Origin of the sequence: Rhizobium sp. ERR 1071, from assembly GCF_007828675.1 — a bacterium.
GTDB classification, from domain to species: Bacteria; Pseudomonadota; Alphaproteobacteria; order Rhizobiales; family Rhizobiaceae; genus Rhizobium; species Rhizobium dioscoreae.
Genome location: NZ_VITM01000003.1, coordinates 753,274 through 774,792, shown reverse-complemented (window position 1 = coordinate 774,792; position 21,519 = coordinate 753,274). Strand labels below are relative to the sequence as shown.

The following is a 21,519-nucleotide window of genomic DNA, read 5'->3' as shown; positions in this document are numbered from 1 at the left end:
GTCTGCTTCTTACTGCTGGGCGCCCAGCACCTCCATGCGGCCCATCGCCGTGCGGGCCGAAAACTGCGGACGATACATGTCCTCGACGCTTGCGGCCGGATGATCGTAGACGCCCGGGGTTACGGCGCGCACGACATAGGCGAAGGTCATGTCACGGTCCGCGCCCGAACCCTGGTCGAAGGCGGCGACAAAGCGGTCGTTGCGGAATTCGACATGGGCCGGCTGAACTTCGCTAAGCCAGTCGAAGTTCGACAACTGGGCGCTGTTAACGATGCTCGGATTATCGATCTCGAAGCCTGCCGGCAGGAGATCGGTCACGAGGATGCGCTGTGGCCAGTCATTGTCCTCGGTCACGTGCAGCACGACCACGTAGCGCTCGTTCTGCTGTGCCTGGCTGACATTCGCCTCTTCGCCATCGAGCGTGTAGTACTTGCGCTCGATCTTGAAGCCGTTGCCACCGGCCGGCAGCGGCGCGACCGGAGCTGCCACAGTGGTCACCGCAGCCGACAGCGGCTGGCGCGTCGTGTTGGTGACGGTCAGCGGATGGCCCATCAGCGCATCGCCGGACATCTGCGCCATATAGGTGCCGCTATGGGCAGCACCATTGACGTCGATCGTCAGGCCGTCATCGCCGTTCTGCAGGGCGCGGGCGGCGAGCAGCATCCAGGTCTGTTCCTGGGTGCTGGTATATTTCCGGCTCTGCCAATCCTTGGCGACGACGCTGGCGAGTTCCGGAATGATCGGCGGCACCGGGCGGCTTTCGGCCGCCAGTGCCAGCACGGCCGCACCGTCGCGCAGCGACGAGCCGTAATCCGAGCGGACGAAGCTGACCTTTGTGACTGCCGCCTTCTGCGACATCTGCAGCGAGTCCACGAAAATGTTGCGAGAGCGCTGAGCATCCCCATAGAGCGCGAGAGCCGCGGCCAGATGCGCCTTGGAGAGCGGCGTCGGGAAGTCGTTCAGCATCGTGTCCGCATAATATCGCAGATCGCTGATCGAGGCCTTCTTGTTGCGCGCCAGTACGTAGAGCGCATAGGCGATCTCGTTTCCGTTGTCCTTGACGTTGGTATTGGCGCTGAGCGCATTCTGGAGGTTTTCGAGGCCCTGCACCATCGCCTGGTCCGGCACGTTGTACTTCTGCTCGCGGGCGCGGGTCAGGAAGTCCATGACGTAGGCATCAAGCCAGAGATCGCCCGAGCCCGGTCCCCAGAGACCAAAGCTGCCGGTCGAAGACTGGTAGGACAATTCGCGATAGATCGAATCCTGCACGCGCTTCTGGATCTCGGCGTCATCGGCAAGGCCATTCTTGATGGCCATGTCGCTGAAGTAGAGCAGGGGCATGGCGCTGCTCGCCGTCTGTTCCGCGCAGCCATAGGGGTAGCGGCTAAGGCTCATCAGCAGCGCCGGCACATCGAAGGCGCTGGAGCGGCTGACATTCACGCTGACAGAGGCGCCGGGTAGCACGCTATCGGCAAGAAGATCGGCATTGACGGTGAGGCTCTTGCCGGGGGCCAGCGCGATGACGCGCCGTTCGGTGACCGGCAGCTGCGACGGACGAACCGGGATATCGACCGATTGATCGAGCGACATGCCCGAAGCATTCGACAGCTTGATCGAAACCGTGCCGTCGCCCGGCTGTCCGCCGGTCAGCGGCAAGGTGATCGCGTATTTGCCGCCGGTTTCGAGGTTGATCTTCTGTTGGGTAGCGTTTGCATCCACCGTCACGGCGCTATTGCCTGTTACCGCGAGCGTGTACTCGCCGGCAGGCGCATCGGTGTTGGCGACGTCGAGACGCAGGTTGGCCTTGTCTCCGGGCGCCAGGAACTTCGGCAGGCTGGCGGTGACGACGACAGGATCGCGGATGATGACGTCCTGCGTCGCGTGACCGACGCCGGCCTTCGACCAGGCAACCGCCATCAGCCGCGCCGTGCCGTTGAACTGCGGAATGTCGAAGCTGACATTGGCCTTGCCATTGGCATCAAGCTTTATGGGACCGGAGAAGAAGGCGATCAGCTTTTCCTTCGGCGGGCTTGCTTGTAAAGCCGCCTGTCCGCCGTCGCCGCCGGTGCGCAGCTTGCCGGTGGCGCCGAGCGAGCCATCGATGAGGCGACCGTAGATGTCGCGGATTTCGAGGCCGAGCTGGCGCTGGCCGTAATACCAGTCATCCGGTGCCGGCGGCTGATAACGCGTGAGATTGAGGATGCCGACATCGACGGCGGCGATCGTGACGTAGGCGTCCTCGTTGGCGCCTGCGCCGGCGACCTGCAGGCTGATATCAAGCGGCTGGCGCGGCAGCGTCTTCTGCGGCGCGTCGATCTTGATCTGCAGCTTGCGTTCGCCGGGATCCACGGGAGCCCATTTGATGCCGATGGCGCGCATCGGCATCCGGCTTTCCTGGGCTTCGCCCGGGCGGAACAGCGTGGCCGTCAAGTATGTACCCGCGCCCCAGTCGGCGGTCACGGGAACGTCCACTTCGCCGCCGTTGGCGCCGATATCGGCATTGGTGACCGAGATCAGCGTCTCCGAACCGGCCGTCACCATCAGCTGGCCGGCATAGCGCGAAGTAACCTTCAGCTTGGCCGTATCACCGACATGGTAGCTCTCCTTGTCGAGCGCGATTTCGAGCGCGTCAGGCGTTTCCGTTGAGGTGGAGGCGACATACCAGCCGGCATTGAACTCGACGCTCGATTCCGGGCCGTTCGCGTCGGCGGTAGAGACTTCGAGCCGGTAGCGGCCCCAGGTAACGGGCATGGAAATCGCCGCGCCGTCCGTCGTGGCATTGACCGTGCCGACCGCCACCTGCTTGGTGGACATGATCGGCTCGAACTTCCAGCTGCTGCCGTCGCGATACCATTGATAATTGCGCTCGACGCTGAGCAGCTTCCAGGTCAGGCCCTGCATGGCCTGTTTCTGGCCATTGGCGTCGACAACGATGACGTGGAAGTTGCCGACGGAGTTTTCCCCGAGATCGCCGTCGAATTCCGGTTTGATGCCGATGCGCGGCCCATCTGCCTTGACGGGCAGCGTCAGCGAGCGCTCGACGGCGCGGCCGCCGGCTTCCTGCATGCGCACCGTGATATTGGCGTTCAGGAGCTGCGTGGTCGAGGGCGTATCGTTGATCGTGACGTTGAAGGTGGTCTTGCCGTTTTCATCCAGCGCCTGCAGGTCTTCAAGGGGAACCTGCGTGCTCTCGGCCTTGCTGTCGCCGCTGCCGCTGTCCTCGTCGTCATTGTTTGCGTTTGCCTTGCCGGCGCCTTCGTCGGCGAGGCCGAACTGATAGCCCTTGTAGGCGTCGCTCTGGCGCGTCGGCTTCAGCGTCACTTCGCCTTCCAGATTGAGGCCGGCGGCCGGTGCGCCATAGAGATAGCGTCCGTCGACATTGATCGGCGTCGGCTGGCCGACTTCGATCTCCTTGGCGTCGCTCTTCATGTCGAATTCGATGCGATCCGGCACGAAATCGTCGACGAGGAAGGTCTGTGAGCCGATAGAGGAACCCTTCGGGTCGGTATAGATATTCATCGTCCAGGTGCCGCGCATCGAGGTCTGCTGCAGCGGCAGATCGACATTATAGCCGCCCAGCTTGCCGCCATCGGTGACGATGCGGCGATCCTCGACGCCATCCGGGCGGAGGAAGACGAAGGTGAGCGGCAGGTTTTCGACCGCCGTCGAGCTGACGTCGCGGGCAAGGGCGGAGGCATGCACCGTCTCGCCGGCACGGTAGATGCCGCGTTCCGTCCAGGTCAAAAGATCGATCGCACCAGGCGCGGTTCGACCGGCGACGCCGCGATCGGAAAGATCGAAGCCGGCGCGCGTCATGTCGAGGAAGACATAATCCTGATCGCCGTTTTGGGCGGTAATCACGACCGGCGTCATGCCAGCAGTACCGCGCATCAGGCCGGCGCTGAAGACGGCGCGTCCGTTGTCGTCGGTCTTCGCCGTGCCGAGGATTTCATTGTTCTTGGCGAGCAGCTGCAGCTGGATGCCGGCCAGCGGCTTGGCGCTGCCGAGCGAGCGGGCGAAAACGTTGAGCCCGTCGGTGCCGGCATAGGTGGTGACGCCGATGTCGGAAACGACGAACCACTGCGTCGCCTGCGGGTCCCATTCATGACCGCCGCTCTCGGGCGCAACCGCCGTCAGCACATAGACGCCGGGCTTGCGCTTCGGTAATGCCTCGTCCACAGGGAAGCTGGTCGCGACTTCCTTGTTGAGTTCCTGCTTGATCTCGATGGCGCCCTGCCAGACCAGCTCGCCATTGGTGTCCTGGATAGTCTGGGCGCTGTAGCTGTCCACCTGTGTCAGGAACTGCGAGTTGTTCAGAAGCTGCGCGATATTGCGGTCGCCGATGCGATAGAGCTTGAGATTGGCCGTGTTGGCGTTGACCGAAACGATCGGGATGCCGCGGCGTGCAGTCGAAGGCAGGACGAAATTGTCGCCGGTGAAGCGCAGCGAAGCCGTGCGATCCTTGACGTAGATATCGACATTGACCTGCGAGGCGAGGTTTTCATCCACGGAGGAGGGCAGGCCGGCGCGCAGCGAAATGCGATAGTGCTGGCCGAATTCCAGGCCTTCGACACAGATCTGGTTGTCCTTGGCGTCGACACCCTTCGGCGTGGCGTCGTTGAGGGTGACGAAGGGCGTGTAGTCGACGCCGCTCTTCACCAGCTTTTCGGAGAACTGCACGCAGGCGCGGGGCGAGGCATTGTCGTTGTCGAGCGTATTGCCGGTCACGCGGAAGCCCTGGCGAGCCAGAAGATCGTTATAGGCTGCCTGGACGGCGGCGGAGCTGACGAGATTGAGGCTTGCCTTGTAGGCGCTGAGCGCGGGGCGATAGTTCTGCGCGTTCTTTAGCGCTTCGGCGAGCACAGCCAGCGCATCGGCGCGGCTGCTCGTCGTGCGGGTCAGTTGGTAGCCGTTGAGCGCGGCATAGGCGGCCCGCGTGGCGACGGACGTGTCGTTCGTGATCGTATTGGCGGCGCGCGCCATCTCGATCCACAGATCACCATTGTCGGGATTGATTGAAAGCGCGCCCTGGAAGGCGTTTAGGGCATCGTTGACATTGCCCGAAGTCAGTTCGATGCGGCCGAGCGCGATCAGGCTTTCGACGCCCTGGCCCTTCAGCTCGTTGCCGAGCGTCAGCGTGTTCTTTGCATCGCGCGCGCTCTGGACGAAATTGTCGGAAAGGAAGGAAAGGGCAGGGGCAGCGCCGATATCCGGCTCGCTGGTGGCGGCCGTCTCGACGATCTTGCCGGCGATCGCGCCGGGGAAACTGTTGAGCTGATTGAAGTCCGACTTCATGAAGCACCACTTCACCTTGGGATTGTAGGTGAAGGCCTTGCAGGACTTGTCGCCGATGCAGGAGGCGGAGCACTGATCCAGCGTCACATTCTGCTCTGTGCGCAGATCGAACCCGAAGTAGTCGCCATCCTTCGTGGTGACCACCTGGCGCTTGACGTCAGCGGCGACCGAAGGGGTCAGAGATGCGAAAGTGGCGAGAAGAAAAGCAGAGAAGCCGATAAACGCGCGCCTAGACATAAGTCCTCCCCACGCTGCCCGTTTTTGATGGCGGCAATCTTCAAATTTCGCACCCGTTTGTCAACCGAGCGTGGAGCTTTCGAACGAGCTTCGCGTCCATGACGATCAATCTAGGAATTTGAAAAAGCCTGCAATTCAGGCGATTCGCATGTTCGGCCATCTTCTCTGCGATGCTTCACTTTTCTTTTCGGTCCCAAAAAGACACCGACCTTTGCGGCCGATGTCTTTGTGTGGGCAGAAGGAGCAGCCCGTTTGTCATATATTCGTCATCGCCAGGGAGGCATCGGTGTATCGTTTGCCGGCGACCGTTTCGGGCGAGATGATGCCACCAAGTTCCTTCAACTCCTGCGGCGACAGCGCGATATCGGCAGCGGCGGCGTTCTGCTCGAGATGGTGCAGTTTGCGTGCGCCGGGGATCGGCACGATGTCGTCACCCTGATGCAGCACCCATGCGAGCGCCAGTTGTGCCGCCGTGACATTCTTTTCTTCGGCAAGAGCTTGAAGCCTTGCGACCAAGGCCGCGTTGGCATCGAAATTCTCGCTCTGGAAGCGTGGCAGCGAGCGGCGGAAATCGTCGTCGGCGAGATCCTCCGTCTTGTGGATCGCTCCGGTCAGGAAGCCGCGGCCAAGCGGGCTGTAGGGCACGAAGCCGATGCCGAGTTCGCGGCAGGTGGCGAGCACGTCTTCCTCGGGATCGCGGCTCCAGAGCGAATATTCGCTCTGCACTGCAGCGATCGGATGTACGGCATGGGCGCGGCGGATGGTGGCAGAGCCGGCTTCGGATAGGCCGAGTGTGCGCACCTTGCCCTCTTTCACAAGCTCCGCCATGGCGCCGACCGTATCTTCGATCGGCACATTCGGGTCGACGCGATGCTGGTAGAAGAGGTCGATGACATCCGTGCCAAGTCGCTTAAGGGAAGCTTCGGCGACTTCCTTGACATGCTCGGGCCGGCTGTCGACGCCGATCATCGCCGCCGGGCCACTTTTCGTGAGATCGAGCTTGAAACCGAATTTGGTGGCGATGACAACGCGGTCACGCACAGACTTCAGCGTGCGGCCGAGCAGCTCTTCATTGGTGAAGGGGCCGTAGACCTCGGCGGTATCGAAAAAGGTGACGCCGAGATCGACGGCGCGATGGAGCGTCTTGACGGATTCGGTCTCGTCGGTGGCGCCATAGGCAAAGCTCATGCCCATGCAGCCCAGTCCAACGGCGGAAACGGTGAGATCCTTACCTAGCCTGCGGGTTTTCATGATGTATTCCTTCTTGAGACGTATGGGAGCGACAGGGGCTCGTGTCCGCTGCCTACGAGTTCAAGTTAGGGTTCCGGACAATGAATGAAAATCCATGCAAATTCTTACAGGTTGTTCTATAATTTAGATCAATGAACAGAACACAGCTCTCTCAGCTTGCGGTTTTTGCTGCTGTCGCCGCCCATCGCAGCTTTCGCGCTGCCGGCAAGGAATTGTCGATCGCGCCATCGGCGGTCAGCCACGCCGTCTCCAGCCTTGAGGAAAGCCTCGGCGTGCGGCTGCTTGCCCGCACCACGCGCAGTGTGCTTCCGACCGAGGAGGGGCAGGCGCTATTGCTACGGTTGGGGCCGGCCCTGGAGGAAATCGATATCGCGCTTGAGGATGCGCTTGCGACCCGAGGCCGCCCGGCGGGGACGTTGCGCATCACCGCGCCGCGTTTTGCCTCTGACCTCCTGATGGCACCTCGGCTTGGCGATTTCCTCAACACCTATCCCGATATCACGCTCGAGATCGCCAACGAGGATGGCTTCAGCAATATCGTCAAGGAAGGCTACGATGCCGGCATCCGGCTGGCGGAGAGTATCGAAGGCGATATGATCGCGGTGAAGGTCTCTCCGGATATACGCACGGTCATCGCCGGGTCGCCTGCCTATTTCGAGAAGCATCCGAAGCCGCTGCATCCACGCGATCTCGTCCATCACCGCTGCATCAAGCGGCGATTTACCGATGGCTCGATCTATCGCTGGGAATTCGAGAAAGACGGCCGCGAACTGGTCGTTGCCGTCGATGGCCCCCTGATCGTGATCGAGGATCGGCTCGGCGTTTTGGCCGCCCTCAATGGCGCCGGCCTCGCCTATCTTTTCGACATTCGCGTGCAGCAGGAATTGGCCGAGGGCAAGCTCATCCGCGTGCTCGAGGACTGGTGCCCGCCCTATCCCGGCTTCTGCATCTACTATCCGAGCCGCCGCCAGATGCGCCCGGCGCTCAGAGCCTTCATCGATTTCTTCAAATATACCGGACCCTGACATAGCTGCTGACAGAAATCGGGTGGCGGCAGTGCCATAACTCGTCTCGACTGATCGAATGGTTTCAGGAAGGGATTATAGCGATGAGAAAACCGGGATCGATGAAGGGGCTTGAGGAGCTCGGGCGCGTCAGGCTGTCGAAGAATTTCTTCTTTCGCGATTTCCTGCATTCGGAAATTGCGGATTTCTATCGCATTCCCAACATCCCGGAAGATCCCGATTTGGCGATCGAAACCGGCCGCCGGCTTTGCGAGGAATTGCTGGAACCGCTGGAGGCGACATTTGGCCGGCTACATATCCGTTCCGGCTATCGCTCACCCGAGGTCAATGCCTTCGGTAACAGGAATGGATTGAACTGCTCGACCAATCCCCATACCGCCGCGCACCACATCTGGGATATGCGCGATCTCGATGGCTGCATGGGCGCGGCCGTCTGCATCGTCGTGCCCTGGCTGATCGATCACCATAGTCACGAGGGCGATTGGCAGAGGCTCGCCTGGTGGATCCACGACCATCTGCCCTATGCCTCGCTCTGCTTCTTCCCGAAACTTTGGGCCTTCAACATCCAATGGCACGAGCGGCCCAAGCGGGCCATTCAGAGCTTCGTCAGTCCACGCGGCATGCTGACCAAACCGGGCATGGCCAACTGGGAAGGCGACCATTCCGCTCATTACGAGGGTTTTCCGAAGCTTAGAAGCTGATGCGATAGCGAATATGCCCGTCGCTCTCAACATAGGTGTCGTAGAGCTTGCGGGCGGTCGCATTGCCCTCTTCCGTATGCCAGTAGAGACGTGCCCAGCCGTTCGTCTTGCAGAGCGCAACGAGATCATCCAGCAGCGCCCGGCCGACGCCGCGGCCTCTGGCGCTTTCGTCGACGAAAAGATCTTCCAGATAGCAGTCGGGCGCGCGCACCCAGGTGCCCTCATGCGTGAGACTGAGGGTAAAGCCCTTCACTTCGCCATCGACCTCGGCCACGCGCATGAAGATCGCCGACGCCGGATCGAAGACCCTGCGCCAGGTCGCATCGGTGATATCAGGCGCGACGGTGACGCCATAGAAGGCCAGATAGCCGTCCCAAAGCGCGCGCCAACGGGCTTCGTCTTCGGGTCTGGCGTCGCGGATCGTCACCGTCATAGGCCTGCCTTTCTTATTCGCCGGCTGCGTCGAGCAGACGCATGGCGTCATCGGAAAGCGAAAGCTTTGCCGAATTGATGAGCGCGTCGAGCTGGCCGAGGCTGGTGGCGCTGGCGATCGGAGCGGTGACGCCGCGCTTGCGCAAGAGCCAGGCAAGCGCGATCTCGGCGGGCTTGGCGCCGGTTTCGGCTGCAACCTTGTCGAGGGCTGCGAGGATGCGCAGGCCCTTGTCGTCGAAATAGGCGGCAACCCGGTTCTCGCGTGCCCGTCCCTCCGTATCCGCCTTGGTGCGGTACTTGCCGGTCAGGAAGCCGGCCGCGAGGCTGAAATAGGTGATGACGCCGATCTCTTCCTTGACGCAGAGATCCGCAAGCGGACCTTCGAAGCTATCGCGGGCGTAGAGGTTATATTCCGGCTGCAGCACGTCGTAGCGAGGCAAGCCGGCCTTTGCGGCAGCATCGAGCGAAGCCTGGAGCTGCGTCGCATCGAGGTTCGAGCAGCCGACATGGCGGATCTTGCCCTGTTCCTTCAGCTTGGCATAGGCGGCGAGCGATTCCTCATGCGGCGTCTCGGGGTCCGGCCAGTGCGAGAGATAAAGGTCGATGTGATCGGTCTGCAGCCGCTTCAGAGAAGCCTCGGCCGCCTCGATGATATAGCCGGCCTTGAGGCCTTTCTTGCCCGGCCCCATCTCCGATCCGACCTTGGTGATGATGATGGCCTTGTCGCGCGAAGCGCGGCCCTGCTTCAGCCACTTGCCGATGATCTCCTCGGAATCGCCGCCCTTGTTGCCGGGGACCCAGCGGGAATAGACGTCGGCCGTGTCGATCGTGTTGAAGCCGGCATCGAAGAAAGCGTCGAGCAGTGCGTAGGAGGTTTTCTCATCGGCCGTCCAGCCGAAGACGTTGCCGCCGAAAACGATGGGGGCGACAAACAGATCGGTTCGTCCAAGCTTGCGCGTGTCCATGCTATTTCTCCAGGTCATTTGAAAGGTAAACCGGCGAGCGGACGCCGGAGGAAGGGACAAGGCAGGCTATCGGCCTTTCGCGGCGAAGACCACACACAATTTCTTTATTCCGTTGTCGAGCGCCGATAGTGGCTGGGCGGCAGCGCGTTGTATTTCGACCAGACACGCCGCATATGCCGCGGCGAGGCGAAACCGGATTTTTCCGCCACGCGCTCCATATCCAGCCGCGAATTGGCAAGCACGTCGCGGGCCAGCGTCACGCGCATCAGATTGACATAGGCCGTCACCGACAGGCCAGCATGTTCCTGAAACAGCCGCGAAATATGCCGTGCGCTCATTGCGCCGATGCCGGCAAGCTCGGCAAGCGACCAGCCGTGGGCCGGATCGGCCATGATCGCATCCTGAACGCGATGGATGGCGGGGTGGACGTGGTTGCGACCGCTGAGCCAGGGCGAGAGCTGCGGCTCGGCGCCGGTCCTGCGCATATAGACGACCATGTGCCGGGCAATGGTCAGAGCCGTCATCGGTGAAGTCAGCTTGGAGGCGAGATGCAGCATCAGATCGGTGCCTGTGGTGATGCCGGCGCTCGAATAGCGATCGCGGTCTTCGACGTAGAGCCGGTTGTCGAGAACCCTGGCCGTCGGAGCAAATTCCCTGACTTCGTCGAGACAGGCGGCATGTGTGGTGCAGGCATAGCCGTCCATCAGCCCGGCGCGGGCGGCGAGCACGGCTCCGGAGCAGATGGTGACGAGGGTGATGCCCGGACGGATCGCGCTTTTCAGCCACGCCGCGAGCGTGGCTAGCTCCGGCTCGATATCCTCGGCATCGTCGGGCGGCGTGACGCTGCCGGACAGGATGACATAGGCGCCATCAGGAATGTGATCCGGCAACGGCCTGAGATCGGCAAGCGTCAGCCCGACCGAAGTCGTCTGTGACGGCTGGGCAGCGATGAACTGATAGTCGAACAGGACGTCGTCCTGTTCGATATTGGCGCGGCGTAAAACCTCCACCGGCCCGGCCACGTCCATCAGCAGCGTATAGGGCGGCAGAAGCACGTAGACAGGAATGAACCGCCGATGGAGGCGCCGGTCGCTTTGGATCATGCGGCATTCCGGATCGTTGCATCGGCGAGCGCCTCTTCGACCGTTGCGATACGGGCGAAACGGCCCGACAGCACCAGTTCGCTGCGCTTCTTGATATCATCGACGCTGAAGACCGTGCCCGAGGCATGTGTCATCGGGAAGGTCAGCGTCGCCTCGGTGACATAGTCGACCTCATAGCCGAGATCGGAGGCGTGCCGGGTCGTCGTCTCGCAGCATTGCTCGGTGCGGATACCCGAGACGATCACCTTGCGGATGCCGTTTGCCACCAGCCAGACTTCGAGACCGGAGCCGACGAGCGCCGAATGGCGGCGTTTGTGGAAGACGGCATCGGCCTCCAGCGAGATCTCATCGAGCTTGCGCACATAGCCGCTCTTCAGGCTGAAATGCGCGTCGCTGTCCTCGATATGGAAAATCTGGACGACGGGAATGCCTCTCACCTTGGCGCCATTGATCAGCGCCTGCAGGCGGTCGGTAAAGACCGGCAGGTCGTCCGTTCTCCAGTAGGGACGCTGGCGAAAGGATTCCTGGACATCGATGACGAGCAGTGCGGTATCCGCATGGGACATTTTCGTATCTCCTGTGCTTGAAGGATAGCCGAGATTAGGCGTCGCTTGAAAGCTTCGAAAGCCATCTGGCGGACAGAAAAGGGACAAATACGGACATGGTGAGATGGTCCTTATGTCCTCGGGTTCGCGCCTGTGGGCCGTCTCGGGCGTTGCGCCTTCGGCAGGGGCCGAATAAGATTGGCGTCGATTTCATTCAGAGCGGAATGCCCCGTTTCGCTTTACCCCACCGTGTTCACAAAGGATCCCGCCGGAAAGCCCGTGTAGCGATCATCGCCATGCGGCCGTCTGCTTCGGGACAATGCTTCAGGAGAGAGATCATGCTGCGCTTCGGAATTCTGTCGACGGCCAAAATCGGCCGCGATCTGGTCGTGCCCGCCATTCAGGATGCGGAAAACTGCGTTGTGACGGCGATAGCCAGCCGTGATCTCGCCCGCGCCCGGCAGATGGCAGACCGCTTCTCCGTGCCGCATGCTTTCGGCTCCTATGAGGAGATGCTTGCCTCCGACACGATCGATGCCGTCTATATCCCGCTGCCGACCTCGCAGCATGTCGAATGGACGATCAAGGCTGCCGATGCCGGCAAACACGTGCTCTGCGAAAAGCCGATCGCCCTCAAGGCGGATGAGATCGACAGCCTGATCGCCGCGCGCGATCGCAACAAGGTGCTGGTGACGGAAGCCTATATGGTCACCTATGCGCCGGTCTGGCGGAAGGTTCGCTCGCTGCTGGTGGACGGTGCCATCGGCCGCCTGCGCCACATCCAGGGCGCCTTCACCTATTTCAACCGCGACGCCGGCAACATGCGCAACATTCCTGCGCTTGGCGGCGGTGGTCTGCCCGATATCGGGGTCTACCCGACGATCAGCACCCGCTTCGTCACGGGCCGCGAACCCCTGCGTATTCAGGCGGTGACGGAGCGCGACCCGGAATTCGGCACAGACATCTATTCCAGCGTCAAGGCAGATTTCGGCGACTTCGAGCTGACCTTCTATATCTCGACACAGATGGCCAATCGCCAGGTCATGGTCTTCCACGGCACGGAAGGCTTCATCGAGGTGAAGTCGCCTTTCAATGCCGACCGTTACGGCGCGGAAGAGCTGGAACTGACCAATCGCGGCCATTCGGAATCACAGATTTTCCGTTTCCCAGACAGCCGCCAGTACAGGCGCGAGGCTGAGGCCTTCGCCTCTGCTGCGGTTGGTCAAGGCGCAGAGGTCGTGTCGCTGGAAAGTTCGAAACTCAACCAGAAGGTCATCGACGCCATCTACCGCGCCAGCGAGAAGGATGGCTGGGAGCCGGTCTGAGGGCGTTCCTTATTGTCTGACGCAATTCCCGGAAAACCGCTGCGCACTTTTCCGGGAATTGCTTCAGGAATTTTGTCGGTGGCGGAAGACGAAGCGTGAATAGCCGAAGAAGCTGAACGCCGTTGCCGCCGCTGATGCCAGCGTCAGCGCAATGATCGGTCTTAATGACGGCTCGGTCATCAGCAACGAGCTGAAAAGGGCGTAGTTCAGCAGGGCCGAGGTCAACCCGACCGAACCGTAGCGGAAGCCCTCCGCCGCAAGCGAGCGGTCGGACCGGCCGAAGGTGAAGTTGCGGTTGAGCACCCAGGTGGCAAGCAGCGCACTCGGGATCGAGATGGCGCGGCCGACGAAGGGTCCGAAAGGCGTAAACCACAGCAACAGATGCAGCACGCCCGCATCGACCACGAAGCCGACACTGCCAGCGATCAGGAAGCGAAAGAGCTTCTTCATGCAGCCTTGGCCCTTTTCTTCCGGCTTGCCGGCTTTTCGAGCTGTGCCACGTAAACGGTCCGGTCATCGCCGCTTTCACGCGAGGACGGTTTCGGCAGGCTCATATAGTGGATGCGTAGCTGTTCGGCGCGGGCGCGTGCCACGGAATCGAGGATGATACCGGCCGTAAACAGCATGAAGGCGATCATTGTCAGTGCCAGGGAGAGCATCCAACTCGGCATGCGCAATACCTGTCCGGTTTCGAAATACTCGATGAAGACCGGGATGGAGAAGCCGATGCTGAGCTCCATGGCAATGGCGCTCAGGATGCCAAAGAAGGCAAAAGGCCGGGTTTCCTTCATCAGCATCGCGAACATCCAGAGGATCTTGCCACCGTCGCGGAAAGTGGAAAGCTTCGAATGCGAACCTTCCGGCCGTCGTCCGTAATCGAGTTCCAGCTCGCTCACAGGCAGCTTCAGCCTGGAGGCATGCACCGACATCTCGGTCTCGATTTCAAAGCCGCCCGAAACGGCCGGAAAACTTTTGACGAAGCGGCGCGAGAAGGCGCGGTAGCCGGAAAAGATATCCGTGAAATCGGCACCGAATATGGTGCGATAGAGCCAGTTGAAAATGCGGTTGCCGAAGGCGTGTCCCTGCCTGCCTGCATCATTATGCACGTTGCGTCGCGTACCGACCACCATATCCGATCCCTCGGTCAGCAGCGTGCGGATCAGCTCTTCTCCGTCCTCGGGCGCATAGGTTCCGTCGCCGTCGGCCATCAGATAGATGTCGGCTTCGATATCGGCGAACATGCGGCGCACCACATGTCCCTTGCCCTGCCGACGCTCGCGCACGACGGTTGCGCCGGCGAGCATGGCATGCAGCGCGGTGCCGTCGGTTGAATTATTGTCGTAGACATAGATCGCGGCCTGCGGCAGTGCCTTGCGGAAGCCGCGCACGACCTCGCCGATCGTTGCGGCTTCGTTGTAGCAGGGCAGGAGGACAGCGATGTTCAGCTTCTCATTCGACATGGTCTTGGCCGGTTGCTGCGTGTGAAGTCAAGTCGAGGCCCGATTGACGATCCGGACGAGAGCTTATCCCGCTGGCTGTTAATAAGACCCTATGGCTGCGAAATAAAAAAGGCGGGGTACCGGCGTTGTGAAAAACATTCTCGTGATGAAAGCGGCTGAAGGCAGCAGCTTTACTTTTTTTTGATCGGCAACCGTTAGCGTATCGCCCCGACTATCCTTTCAACATGGGGTTCACCGAGATGGCGCAAACGCTGGCAATGCCGCCCGAGGCAGCCGGAACGGCAGAGAAGAAGGCGCCCATGCGCTGGTCTCATCCTGCTTTCGCTGCGCTCGTCTATGCCGCCATTGTCATCGTCGCGCAGCTTATCATTCATCGCAACCTCACGGACTATGTCGGGCCGGATAATGACGACGCCATGCGCCTTGTCGAAGTGCGCGATTTTCTCGCCGGCCAGGGCTGGTTCGACATGATGCAGTACCGTCTCGGCCTTGCGGGCGGGACGCTGATGCACTGGTCGCGCTTCATCGATCTGCCGATCGCAAGCCTCATCCTCTTCTTCCGAATGTTCCTTTCACCGGAAAGCGCCGAGGCGGCGGCACTGACCGTCTGGCCGCTGATGCTCGTCCTGCCGCTGATGTTCTTCATGGGTCTTGCGGGCAGGCGGATCGCCGGTCTGCAGGGCATGCACTTCTCGCTGATCCTGACGGCACTCTTCGTTCTGCTCTCGCCGCGCTTCGTGCCGGGCTCCATCGATCACGATAATGTCCAGCTCGGCCTCGTCGCGCTCACTGTCGCAATGCTGGTCGACGAAAGTTACAGGCCTCGCAACTTTGCAATCGCTGCCATCGCCCTCGCCGCCCAGCTCGGTATCGGCGCAGAGACGACGCCCTTTGTCGCCATCGCCTGCATGTCTGTTGCCTGTTTGTGGGCTTGGAAAGGCGAGATATTCGCACCCGCTGCAAAAGCTTTTGCGCTGACGTTGACGGTTGCCGTCAGCGCCGCCTTCTTTTCGCTGGTGCCGCCGCGCCTTTATTCGATGGTCACATGCGACAATCTCTCGCTCGGCTTTTATGGCATTACCAGCGCCGGCTGCGTCGGGCTTCTCCTGTCGTCCCTTTTTGCCAGCCATCTCTCCCGCCCCTGGCGCATTGCAATTCTCGCGGCCAACGGCGCATTCGTGTTGGCTACGACAGTAGCCCTCGCGCCGCAATGCCTGCGCAATCCGCTTTCCGATCTGGATCCCATGCTGGTGGATCTCTGGCTCAGCAGAGTGAGCGAGGCGCAATCGATTATCTCCGTAGCCCACCAACAGCCCGATACGCTCGGCGTTTTCTACGCAACGGGTCTTCTGGCGATGCTCGTCTGCGGCTTTCGTATCCTGCGGGGCAACCGCGCGAGCCTCCATGCAATGCTGATGGCACTGATCGCGATCAATTGGGTGATTACGCTGGTGCAGGTGCGCGGAGCCGAATTTGCCAATCTCCTGGCCATTCCGCCATTGGCGTTGTTGATTGCCGAATTGCGAAAAGACTACATGGCCGATCCCAGAAATCTGCGTTCGATCCTGCTCTATGCAGGGACGCTATTGGCCTCTGTCCCAGCCGTTTGGGCCGTGGGCGGCGCGCTTGCAAGCAAGGGGGTCGTCAATGGTTTTATGGTCGCAGCGCCGGTCAAGGCGGAAGAGACTGCCAATTGTGCCTCCAGGCAGGCTCTGGCACCGATTGCGGGTCTCGAGCCGGGCGTCGTCGCAGCGGCCTCCAATATGGGAGCGCCGCTTCTGCGCTTCACGCCGCACCGTACCCTTTCCGGTCCCTATCATCGCGATCCCGACGGGATGCTGGCCGAGCTGCATATCGGTCTTGCAGAGCCGCAACGGGCGGAAGCGCTTCTGCATGAGGCAAAGGTGACGATTGTCGCCTTCTGTAAGAGGGATCCCCAGGTGGAGTTAGTGAGTGAGCGGGCGCCGAAGGGGCTTTATGCGCAGCTGACTGCCGGGCATATCCCGGTCTATCTGGAGCCGATTGCGGCGCCGGCGGAATCGGATGTGCGGTTCTTCCGCGTCAAGCCGCAGGATTGATTTGGAGCGTTTCAGCTCCTCCTGGATTCTTTGAATCACTCCGCGTCACTTAAATTGGCGAAATCGCCAGACACTTCCTGACGTTGCTTTTAAGCGCGGCGATGCTCCACCATGTCGATGGTGACGAGGTAACCGATGAAGCCGAGATTGTAGCCGCCGAGCGCGATGAACAGCGTCGTCAGCGGCGGCGGAACGATCGATGTGGCGACGGCGGCCATGAAAGCGATGCTCACGAGTGCCACGCCGAGCAGCGCGCCGATCGTCGAGCGCTGCAGGCCGGCGGCAATTCCGATGATCGTGGCGGTCGCGAATATCATCGCTCCATATCCTCTTTACCAAGAATCAGTTTGCACAGGTTTACGCGCAGATGGCTAAGAAAGCCTTTGTCAGCAGGGTTAACGCTTGATGAAGCAATAGGCTCCGCGCCCTTTGTGAGACATGCAAGGAGGCGGAAGCATCTCAAGTATGCGCACAATCCCGTCTTTCGATCGATTCAGACTTAAGCGGTATGAAGCAGGCTCCGCATTTACCGCGACATCGGGTAGAAGGGGGACATGAGCAGCTTTTTTGAGAATGATTCGCCTTCGAACCTGACGGAATACTCCGTCTCGGAACTATCCGGATCGATCAAGCGCACGGTCGAGAATGCGTTCGACCAGGTGCGTGTGCGCGGGGAAATCTCCGGCTATCGCGGGCCGCATTCCTCGGGGCACGCCTATTTCTCGCTGAAGGACGACAGGGCCCGCATCGATGCGGTCATCTGGAAAGGCACGTTCTCCAAGCTGAAATTCCGCCCCGAGGAGGGGATGGAAGTCATCGCAACCGGCAAGGTGACGACCTTTCCGGGCTCATCGAAATATCAGATCGTCATCGAGACCCTGGAGCCGGCAGGCGCCGGCGCCCTGATGGCGCTCCTGGAGGAACGCAAGCGCAAGCTCGGCGCCGAGGGTCTCTTCGATCCCGAGCGCAAACGCCGGCTGCCCTTCATGCCCAAGGTGATCGGCGTCGTCACGTCGCCGACCGGCGCCGTCATCCGCGATATCCTGCACCGTATCTCGGATCGTTTTCCGGTGCATGTGCTGGTCTGGCCGGTCAAGGTGCAGGGTGATGGCTCTGGCGATGAGGTGGCGAACGCCATTCGCGGCTTCAACGAGTTTGCACCAGGCGGCCCGATCCCGCGCCCGGATGTGCTGATCGTCGCGCGTGGCGGCGGCAGTCTGGAGGATCTCTGGAGTTTCAATGACGAGGCCGTCGTTCGCGCGGCTGCCGCGAGCGAGATTCCGTTGATCTCGGCTGTCGGCCACGAGACCGACTGGACCTTGATCGATTATGCCGCCGACGTGCGGGCTCCGACGCCGACGGGCGCGGCGGAAATGGCAGTGCCCGTCCGGGCCGAACTGGAGGCGCAGCTTGCAAGCCTCGCCGCCCGGCTGCAGGGCGGAATGACGAGGCAGATGGATCAACGGCGGCAGGCGGTCCGCGCGCTGCTGCGCGCCCTGCCGTCGCTCGACCAGATCCTGGCTCTGCCGCGTCGCCGCTTCGATGAGGCAGCCGCCGGTCTCGGCCGCGGCTTGGAGCTGAACACGCTGAACAAGCGCCGTTCCTTCGAGCGTACGGCCTCGCAGCTGCGGCCGGATATCCTGTCGAACCGCATCGCCGAGCGTCGCCAGCAATTGGGCGAGCGGATGACCCGTGCCGAGCGGACCATCGAACGCATGCTCGACCGGTCCCGTGCCCGTATCGAGCGCGCCGATGCCGTCTTCGCCACGCTGCCGTCGCGCCTCGAAGCGCAGACGGGGAGGGCTCGCGATCGTCTCGGCAATCTCGTCCGTCACGCCGATACCGCCATCCGCCATCAGCTGACCCGAGCGCGCAGCGAACTCACGGCGCAGGAGCGCATTCTGCAGTCGCTTTCCTACAAGAATGTCTTGAAGCGCGGATACGCTGTCGTGCGCGACGAGGATGATCGCCCGGTTTCGCTGGCCGCGGCCCTTTCGACCGGTGCCGCGATTTCGATCGAGTTTGCGGACGGCCGCATCGGTGCAGTCACCGGCGATGATGTCCCCCCACCGTCTTCATCCACGCCGCCATCAGGCACTGCGCCTTCGAAGAAACGCGCCACCAAACCGGCCGAGCCTGCCGCGCCACCGAAACAAGGAAGCCTCTTCTGATGCGTATCCTGCTGGTGCTGGCCCATCCGCTGGAGGATAGTTTTGCCGCCGCCGTGGCAAAGCTCGCGCAGGAGACGCTCGTCGCCGGTGGGCACGAGGTCGATCTGCTCGATCTCTATCGCGAGGGCTTCGATCCGTGCCTGTCCGTGGCCGAGCGGCGCGGCTATTTCGACCAGCCTTACGATGTCTCAGGTGTCAGCGATATCGTCGCGCGACTGCGAGCGGCGGAGGGACTGATCCTTGTCTTTCCGCAATGGTGGTTCAATTTCCCGGCGATCCTCAAGGGTTTCTTCGATCGCGCCTTTGCGCCCGGCGTCGCCTTCACCCATGATCCGGCCGGCGGGCGCATCGTGCCTGAACTGACCAATATCCGCCTGTTCTGGGCGCTGACGACGACAGGCTCGCCCTGGTGGATCGTGCATCTCTATATGGGCAATCCGGTGCGGCGCCTGTTGAAGCGCGGCATCGCCGCCTTCTGCGCCAAACGGCTCAATTTCCGCATGCTGGCGCTGCATGACATGGACCGCGTAACCGAAACCGGGCGCAAGGCGCATCTCGACCGTGTCAGGAAAGCGCTGGCGACGATCTGATCCTGCGCTTCAGCCAAAAAAATGCCGCGGCAGAGATACCGCGGCACGATCGCATTCGAATATCTGAATTGGGTTATGCCCACTCGCCCTTGCGCATGACGGGTACGCGCGAGCCATCGGCATTGATGCCGTCGATATCAACCTTATCGGAGCCGATCATCCAGTCGATGTGAATTAGGCTGGAATTGCCGCCCTGCGCCTTGATCTGCTCCTGGCTGAGCTTGGCGCCATCGATGAAGCACTTGGAATAGCACTGGCCGAGCGCGATGTGGCAGGAGGCGTTTTCGTCGAAGAGCGTGTTGTAGAACAGGATGCCGCTCGCCGAAATCGGCGAGGAATGCGGCACCAGCGCCACTTCGCCGAGCCGGCGCGCGCCTTCATCCGTGTCGAGCACCTTGTTCAGCACTTCTTCGCCTCGCGTTGCCTTGGCCTCGACAATGCGGCCGCCTTTGAAGCGTACCTGAATATTGTCGATGAGTGTGCCCTGATGCGACAGCGGCTTCGTCGACGAGACATGGCCTTCGACACGCAGCGCATGCGGCGTGGTGAAGACCTCTTCGGTCGGGATGTTCGGATTGCAGGTGATGCCGTTCTTGGCGGTAGACGCGCCGCCATGCCATTCATGGCCATCCGCCAGACCGACGGTCAGGTCGGTGCCGGGTCCCTGGAAATGCAGGGCGGAAAAACGCTGGCCGTTCATCCAAGCCGAGCGCTTGTGCAGATTGGCATTGTGCTCCGTCCAAGCCGCGATCGGATCTTCGACATCGACGCGCGAGGCAGAGAAGATCGCCTTGGCAAGTTTTGCGACCGCGATCGCCTCCGGATCATTCGGGAAGACCAGCTTCGCCCAGGAGGGATTCGGGTAGGAGACGATGTTCCAGTTGGTATCGAAATTCGAGATCTTTTCCAGCGCCGGCTTATAGGCGGCCGAATTGGCGCGATTGGCACGCGCCACCTTGTTCGGGTCCTGATTGGACAGGAGCATCGGGTTGTCACCGGCAATGGCGAGGCGTGCTGTGTTGTTGGAGAAGGCCTTGGCCATGCCCTCGTAAAGCCACGTCGCGGCCCGGTCGAAGCTCGCGTCCTGGCCGTATTCGTAGCGGGCGAGCGTCGTCTCTTCGTCGGAATAGAAGGTCGAGACGAGGCCGGCGCCGGCCTTGTAGGCTTCGCGGGTGATCAGCCGCACCAGCGGCATCGCCGCCACCGGCGCCGTCATCAGCAGATCCTGGCCCGCCTGTAGCTGCAACCCGACCCTTACGGCTACTTCCGCAAGCTTTTCCAGCTTGGCATGATCGACGGGATGATGGTTGGGGATGGCTGATGTCATGGCGAAACCTGCGTGCTTGCTATCGAAAGATGGTCCAAAGACTTAGACCGGTTTGCGGCGAAATTGAAGGCGCTATGTCCGATCTTGAAGATCGTTAGGCAATCAGGGGTGCAGCCTTGGCTTTAAGAGCGCTCAAGGCATCCTGCGGACTGAGGCGCACCTGCAGCCCGCGCTGGCCGCCGTTGATATAGACGTAGGCTTCGGTCATCGCCTGCGCCTCGATCGCCGTCGGCACGATCTTCTTCTGGCCGAAGGGGCTGATGCCGCCGACATGATAGCCCGTCAGACGCTCGGCATCCGCGGGCTTCATCATGGCAGCCGATTTGCCGCCGAAGGCTGCGGCGAGCTTCTTCATGCTGACTTCATGATCCGAGGGCACGACAGCGCAGACAGGCTTGCCATCCACCTCCGCCATTAGAGTCTTCAGCACGCGGTGCGGCTCTTCGCCCAGCGCCTCTGCCGCCTGCAGACCGACACGCTCCGCATTCGGATCGTAGTCATAGGCATGCACGGTAAAGACGACTTTCGCCTGGGTCAGGACTTGCGTGGCGCGGGTGGTTTTTGACATTGCTTGCCTCTAGGCCGCCTTGCCGAATGCAGCCGCATAAATATCCGGCTTGAAGCCGATGAGCAATTTGCCGTCCGCTTCCAGCACCGGACGCTTGATCATCGAGGGCTGTGCCAACATCAGCTGAATGGCCTTGTCCTTCGAAAGATCGGTGCGGTCCGTTTCCGGCAAGGCCTTGAAGGTGGTGCCGGCGCGGTTGAGCACGACTTCCCATCCCGCTTCCTTCGTCCAGCGCTCCAGATGTTCCCTGTCGATGCCGACGGCCTTGTAGTCGTGGAAGTCATAGGCAATGCCGTGGCTTTCGAGCCAGGTCCGGGCCTTCTTCATCGTGTCGCAGTTCTTGATGCCGTAAATGGTGATCGTCATGGCGAATCCGTCTTTTGCTGTCCAATAGCGCATAGCATGCGGATAAAGGCGTATGAAAGCCGCTCGGATGGGGAAGCGGT

The 21,519-nt window shown here is 61.4% G+C and carries 18 protein-coding genes; 6 read left to right on the top strand and 12 right to left on the bottom strand.

Annotated elements, in window-relative coordinates; genetic code table 11:
* Positions 1-9: 9 nt before the first annotated feature.
* The gene (locus FBZ99_RS13915; RefSeq protein WP_145633703.1) at positions 10-5,532 is read right to left on the bottom strand and encodes an alpha-2-macroglobulin family protein; all 5,523 of its coding nucleotides are present in this window, start codon (positions 5,530-5,532) and stop codon (positions 10-12) included.
* Positions 5,533-5,787: 255 nt separating this feature from the next.
* Positions 5,788-6,783, bottom strand: a complete 996-nt coding sequence (locus tag FBZ99_RS13910) for an aldo/keto reductase (RefSeq protein ID WP_113351409.1) — start codon at positions 6,781-6,783, stop codon at positions 5,788-5,790.
* A 131-nt stretch (positions 6,784-6,914) separates the two neighbouring features.
* Between FBZ99_RS13910 and FBZ99_RS13905 the strand changes: the two genes are divergently transcribed.
* Together FBZ99_RS13905 and FBZ99_RS13900 are read left to right on the top strand one after the other, a co-directional pair.
* Positions 6,915-7,808 carry a LysR family transcriptional regulator gene (locus tag FBZ99_RS13905; RefSeq protein ID WP_145633700.1) on the top strand — a complete coding sequence of 298 codons (894 nt, stop codon included), beginning with the start codon at positions 6,915-6,917 and terminating at the stop codon, positions 7,806-7,808.
* A gap of 83 nt (positions 7,809-7,891) precedes the next feature.
* Entirely contained in the window at positions 7,892-8,509 is a 618-nt protein-coding gene (locus FBZ99_RS13900) for a hypothetical protein (protein WP_145633697.1), read from the top strand.
* Here the strand turns inward: FBZ99_RS13900 and FBZ99_RS13895 are convergent.
* From FBZ99_RS13895 to FBZ99_RS13880, 4 genes are all read right to left on the bottom strand, one after another.
* Positions 8,499-8,942: a GNAT family N-acetyltransferase gene (locus FBZ99_RS13895; protein ID WP_113351406.1), complete on the bottom strand. Its 444-nt coding sequence runs from the start codon at positions 8,940-8,942 to the stop codon at positions 8,499-8,501. The two genes, FBZ99_RS13900 and FBZ99_RS13895, sit on opposite strands and share 11 nt — an antisense overlap.
* 13 nt (positions 8,943-8,955) lie before the next feature.
* Entirely contained in the window at positions 8,956-9,906 is a 951-nt protein-coding gene (locus tag FBZ99_RS13890) for an aldo/keto reductase (protein WP_145633692.1), read from the bottom strand.
* A gap of 104 nt (positions 9,907-10,010) precedes the next feature.
* Positions 10,011-11,009 (bottom strand): GlxA family transcriptional regulator, encoded by a 999-nt coding sequence (locus FBZ99_RS13885; protein WP_145633689.1) that lies wholly within the window; start codon positions 11,007-11,009, stop codon positions 10,011-10,013.
* A complete protein-coding gene (locus FBZ99_RS13880; RefSeq protein WP_145633686.1) occupies positions 11,006-11,575 on the bottom strand; it encodes an isochorismatase family protein in 570 nt (189 codons plus the stop codon). The genes FBZ99_RS13885 and FBZ99_RS13880 overlap by 4 nt, the downstream gene beginning before the upstream one ends.
* Before the next feature lie 317 nt (positions 11,576-11,892).
* Between FBZ99_RS13880 and FBZ99_RS13875 the strand changes: the two genes are divergently transcribed.
* Positions 11,893-12,879, top strand: coding sequence for a Gfo/Idh/MocA family protein (locus FBZ99_RS13875; RefSeq protein WP_113390832.1), 987 nt, complete (start codon positions 11,893-11,895; stop codon positions 12,877-12,879).
* Positions 12,880-12,942: 63 nt separating this feature from the next.
* On the opposite strand, the gene FBZ99_RS13870 is transcribed toward FBZ99_RS13875, so the two are convergent.
* Entirely contained in the window at positions 12,943-13,329 is a 387-nt protein-coding gene (locus tag FBZ99_RS13870) for a GtrA family protein (RefSeq protein ID WP_113390833.1), read from the bottom strand.
* Entirely contained in the window at positions 13,326-14,339 is a 1,014-nt protein-coding gene (locus FBZ99_RS13865; protein WP_113390834.1) for a glycosyltransferase, read from the bottom strand. Before FBZ99_RS13865 ends, FBZ99_RS13870 begins: the two co-directional genes overlap by 4 nt.
* Positions 14,340-14,578: 239 nt before the next feature.
* Here FBZ99_RS13865 and FBZ99_RS13860 point away from each other — a divergent pair, with 239 nt between their 5' ends.
* Positions 14,579-16,417, top strand: a complete 1,839-nt coding sequence (locus FBZ99_RS13860; protein WP_145633682.1) for a hypothetical protein — start codon at positions 14,579-14,581, stop codon at positions 16,415-16,417.
* 89 nt (positions 16,418-16,506) lie between these two features.
* On the opposite strand, the gene FBZ99_RS13855 is transcribed toward FBZ99_RS13860, so the two are convergent.
* On the bottom strand, positions 16,507-16,734 hold the full coding sequence (locus FBZ99_RS13855) for a homogentisate export protein (protein ID WP_069611044.1): 228 nt from the start codon (positions 16,732-16,734) through the stop codon (positions 16,507-16,509).
* A gap of 237 nt (positions 16,735-16,971) precedes the next feature.
* On the opposite strand from FBZ99_RS13855, the gene xseA reads away from it, so the two are divergent.
* Complete coding sequence (gene xseA / locus FBZ99_RS13850; protein WP_145633679.1) at positions 16,972-18,588, top strand: exodeoxyribonuclease VII large subunit; 1,617 nt, start codon at positions 16,972-16,974, stop codon at positions 18,586-18,588.
* On the top strand, positions 18,588-19,178 hold the full coding sequence (locus FBZ99_RS13845) for an NAD(P)H-dependent oxidoreductase (protein WP_145633677.1): 591 nt from the start codon (positions 18,588-18,590) through the stop codon (positions 19,176-19,178). Before xseA ends, FBZ99_RS13845 begins: the two co-directional genes overlap by 1 nt.
* 73 nt (positions 19,179-19,251) lie before the next feature.
* Here the strand turns inward: FBZ99_RS13845 and FBZ99_RS13840 are convergent, their stop codons facing one another.
* The 3 genes from FBZ99_RS13840 to FBZ99_RS13830 form a co-directional block, all read right to left on the bottom strand.
* Positions 19,252-20,505 carry an aminopeptidase gene (locus FBZ99_RS13840; protein ID WP_145633673.1) on the bottom strand — a complete coding sequence of 418 codons (1,254 nt, stop codon included), beginning with the start codon at positions 20,503-20,505 and terminating at the stop codon, positions 19,252-19,254.
* A 94-nt stretch (positions 20,506-20,599) separates the two neighbouring features.
* Positions 20,600-21,073, bottom strand: coding sequence for a Cys-tRNA(Pro) deacylase (gene ybaK / locus FBZ99_RS13835; RefSeq protein WP_113390838.1), 474 nt, complete (start codon positions 21,071-21,073; stop codon positions 20,600-20,602).
* Positions 21,074-21,082: 9 nt separating this feature from the next.
* A complete protein-coding gene (locus FBZ99_RS13830) occupies positions 21,083-21,439 on the bottom strand; it encodes an ArsC family reductase (protein ID WP_145633668.1) in 357 nt (118 codons plus the stop codon).
* Between the last annotated feature and the right edge of the window lie 80 nt (positions 21,440-21,519).

Bases quoted from the DNA above. Each gene is read 5' to 3' on its own strand.
- FBZ99_RS13915 (WP_145633703.1), bottom strand. From the start codon at position 5,532: ATGTCTAGGCGCGCGTTTATCGGCTTCTCTGCTTTTCTTCTCGCCACT.
- FBZ99_RS13910 (WP_113351409.1), bottom strand. From the start codon at position 6,783: ATGAAAACCCGCAGGCTAGGTAAGGATCTCACCGTTTCCGCCGTTGGA.
- FBZ99_RS13905 (WP_145633700.1), top strand. From the start codon at position 6,915: ATGAACAGAACACAGCTCTCTCAGCTTGCGGTTTTTGCTGCTGTCGCC.
- FBZ99_RS13900 (WP_145633697.1), top strand. From the start codon at position 7,892: ATGAGAAAACCGGGATCGATGAAGGGGCTTGAGGAGCTCGGGCGCGTC.
- FBZ99_RS13895 (WP_113351406.1), bottom strand. From the start codon at position 8,942: ATGACGGTGACGATCCGCGACGCCAGACCCGAAGACGAAGCCCGTTGG.
- FBZ99_RS13890 (WP_145633692.1), bottom strand. From the start codon at position 9,906: ATGGACACGCGCAAGCTTGGACGAACCGATCTGTTTGTCGCCCCCATC.
- FBZ99_RS13885 (WP_145633689.1), bottom strand. From the start codon at position 11,009: ATGATCCAAAGCGACCGGCGCCTCCATCGGCGGTTCATTCCTGTCTAC.
- FBZ99_RS13880 (WP_145633686.1), bottom strand. From the start codon at position 11,575: ATGTCCCATGCGGATACCGCACTGCTCGTCATCGATGTCCAGGAATCC.
- FBZ99_RS13875 (WP_113390832.1), top strand. From the start codon at position 11,893: ATGCTGCGCTTCGGAATTCTGTCGACGGCCAAAATCGGCCGCGATCTG.
- FBZ99_RS13870 (WP_113390833.1), bottom strand. From the start codon at position 13,329: ATGAAGAAGCTCTTTCGCTTCCTGATCGCTGGCAGTGTCGGCTTCGTG.
- FBZ99_RS13865 (WP_113390834.1), bottom strand. From the start codon at position 14,339: ATGTCGAATGAGAAGCTGAACATCGCTGTCCTCCTGCCCTGCTACAAC.
- FBZ99_RS13860 (WP_145633682.1), top strand. From the start codon at position 14,579: ATGGCGCAAACGCTGGCAATGCCGCCCGAGGCAGCCGGAACGGCAGAG.
- FBZ99_RS13855 (WP_069611044.1), bottom strand. From the start codon at position 16,734: ATGATATTCGCGACCGCCACGATCATCGGAATTGCCGCCGGCCTGCAG.
- xseA (WP_145633679.1), top strand. From the start codon at position 16,972: ATGAGCAGCTTTTTTGAGAATGATTCGCCTTCGAACCTGACGGAATAC.
- FBZ99_RS13845 (WP_145633677.1), top strand. From the start codon at position 18,588: ATGCGTATCCTGCTGGTGCTGGCCCATCCGCTGGAGGATAGTTTTGCC.
- FBZ99_RS13840 (WP_145633673.1), bottom strand. From the start codon at position 20,505: ATGACATCAGCCATCCCCAACCATCATCCCGTCGATCATGCCAAGCTG.
- ybaK (WP_113390838.1), bottom strand. From the start codon at position 21,073: ATGTCAAAAACCACCCGCGCCACGCAAGTCCTGACCCAGGCGAAAGTC.
- FBZ99_RS13830 (WP_145633668.1), bottom strand. From the start codon at position 21,439: ATGACGATCACCATTTACGGCATCAAGAACTGCGACACGATGAAGAAG.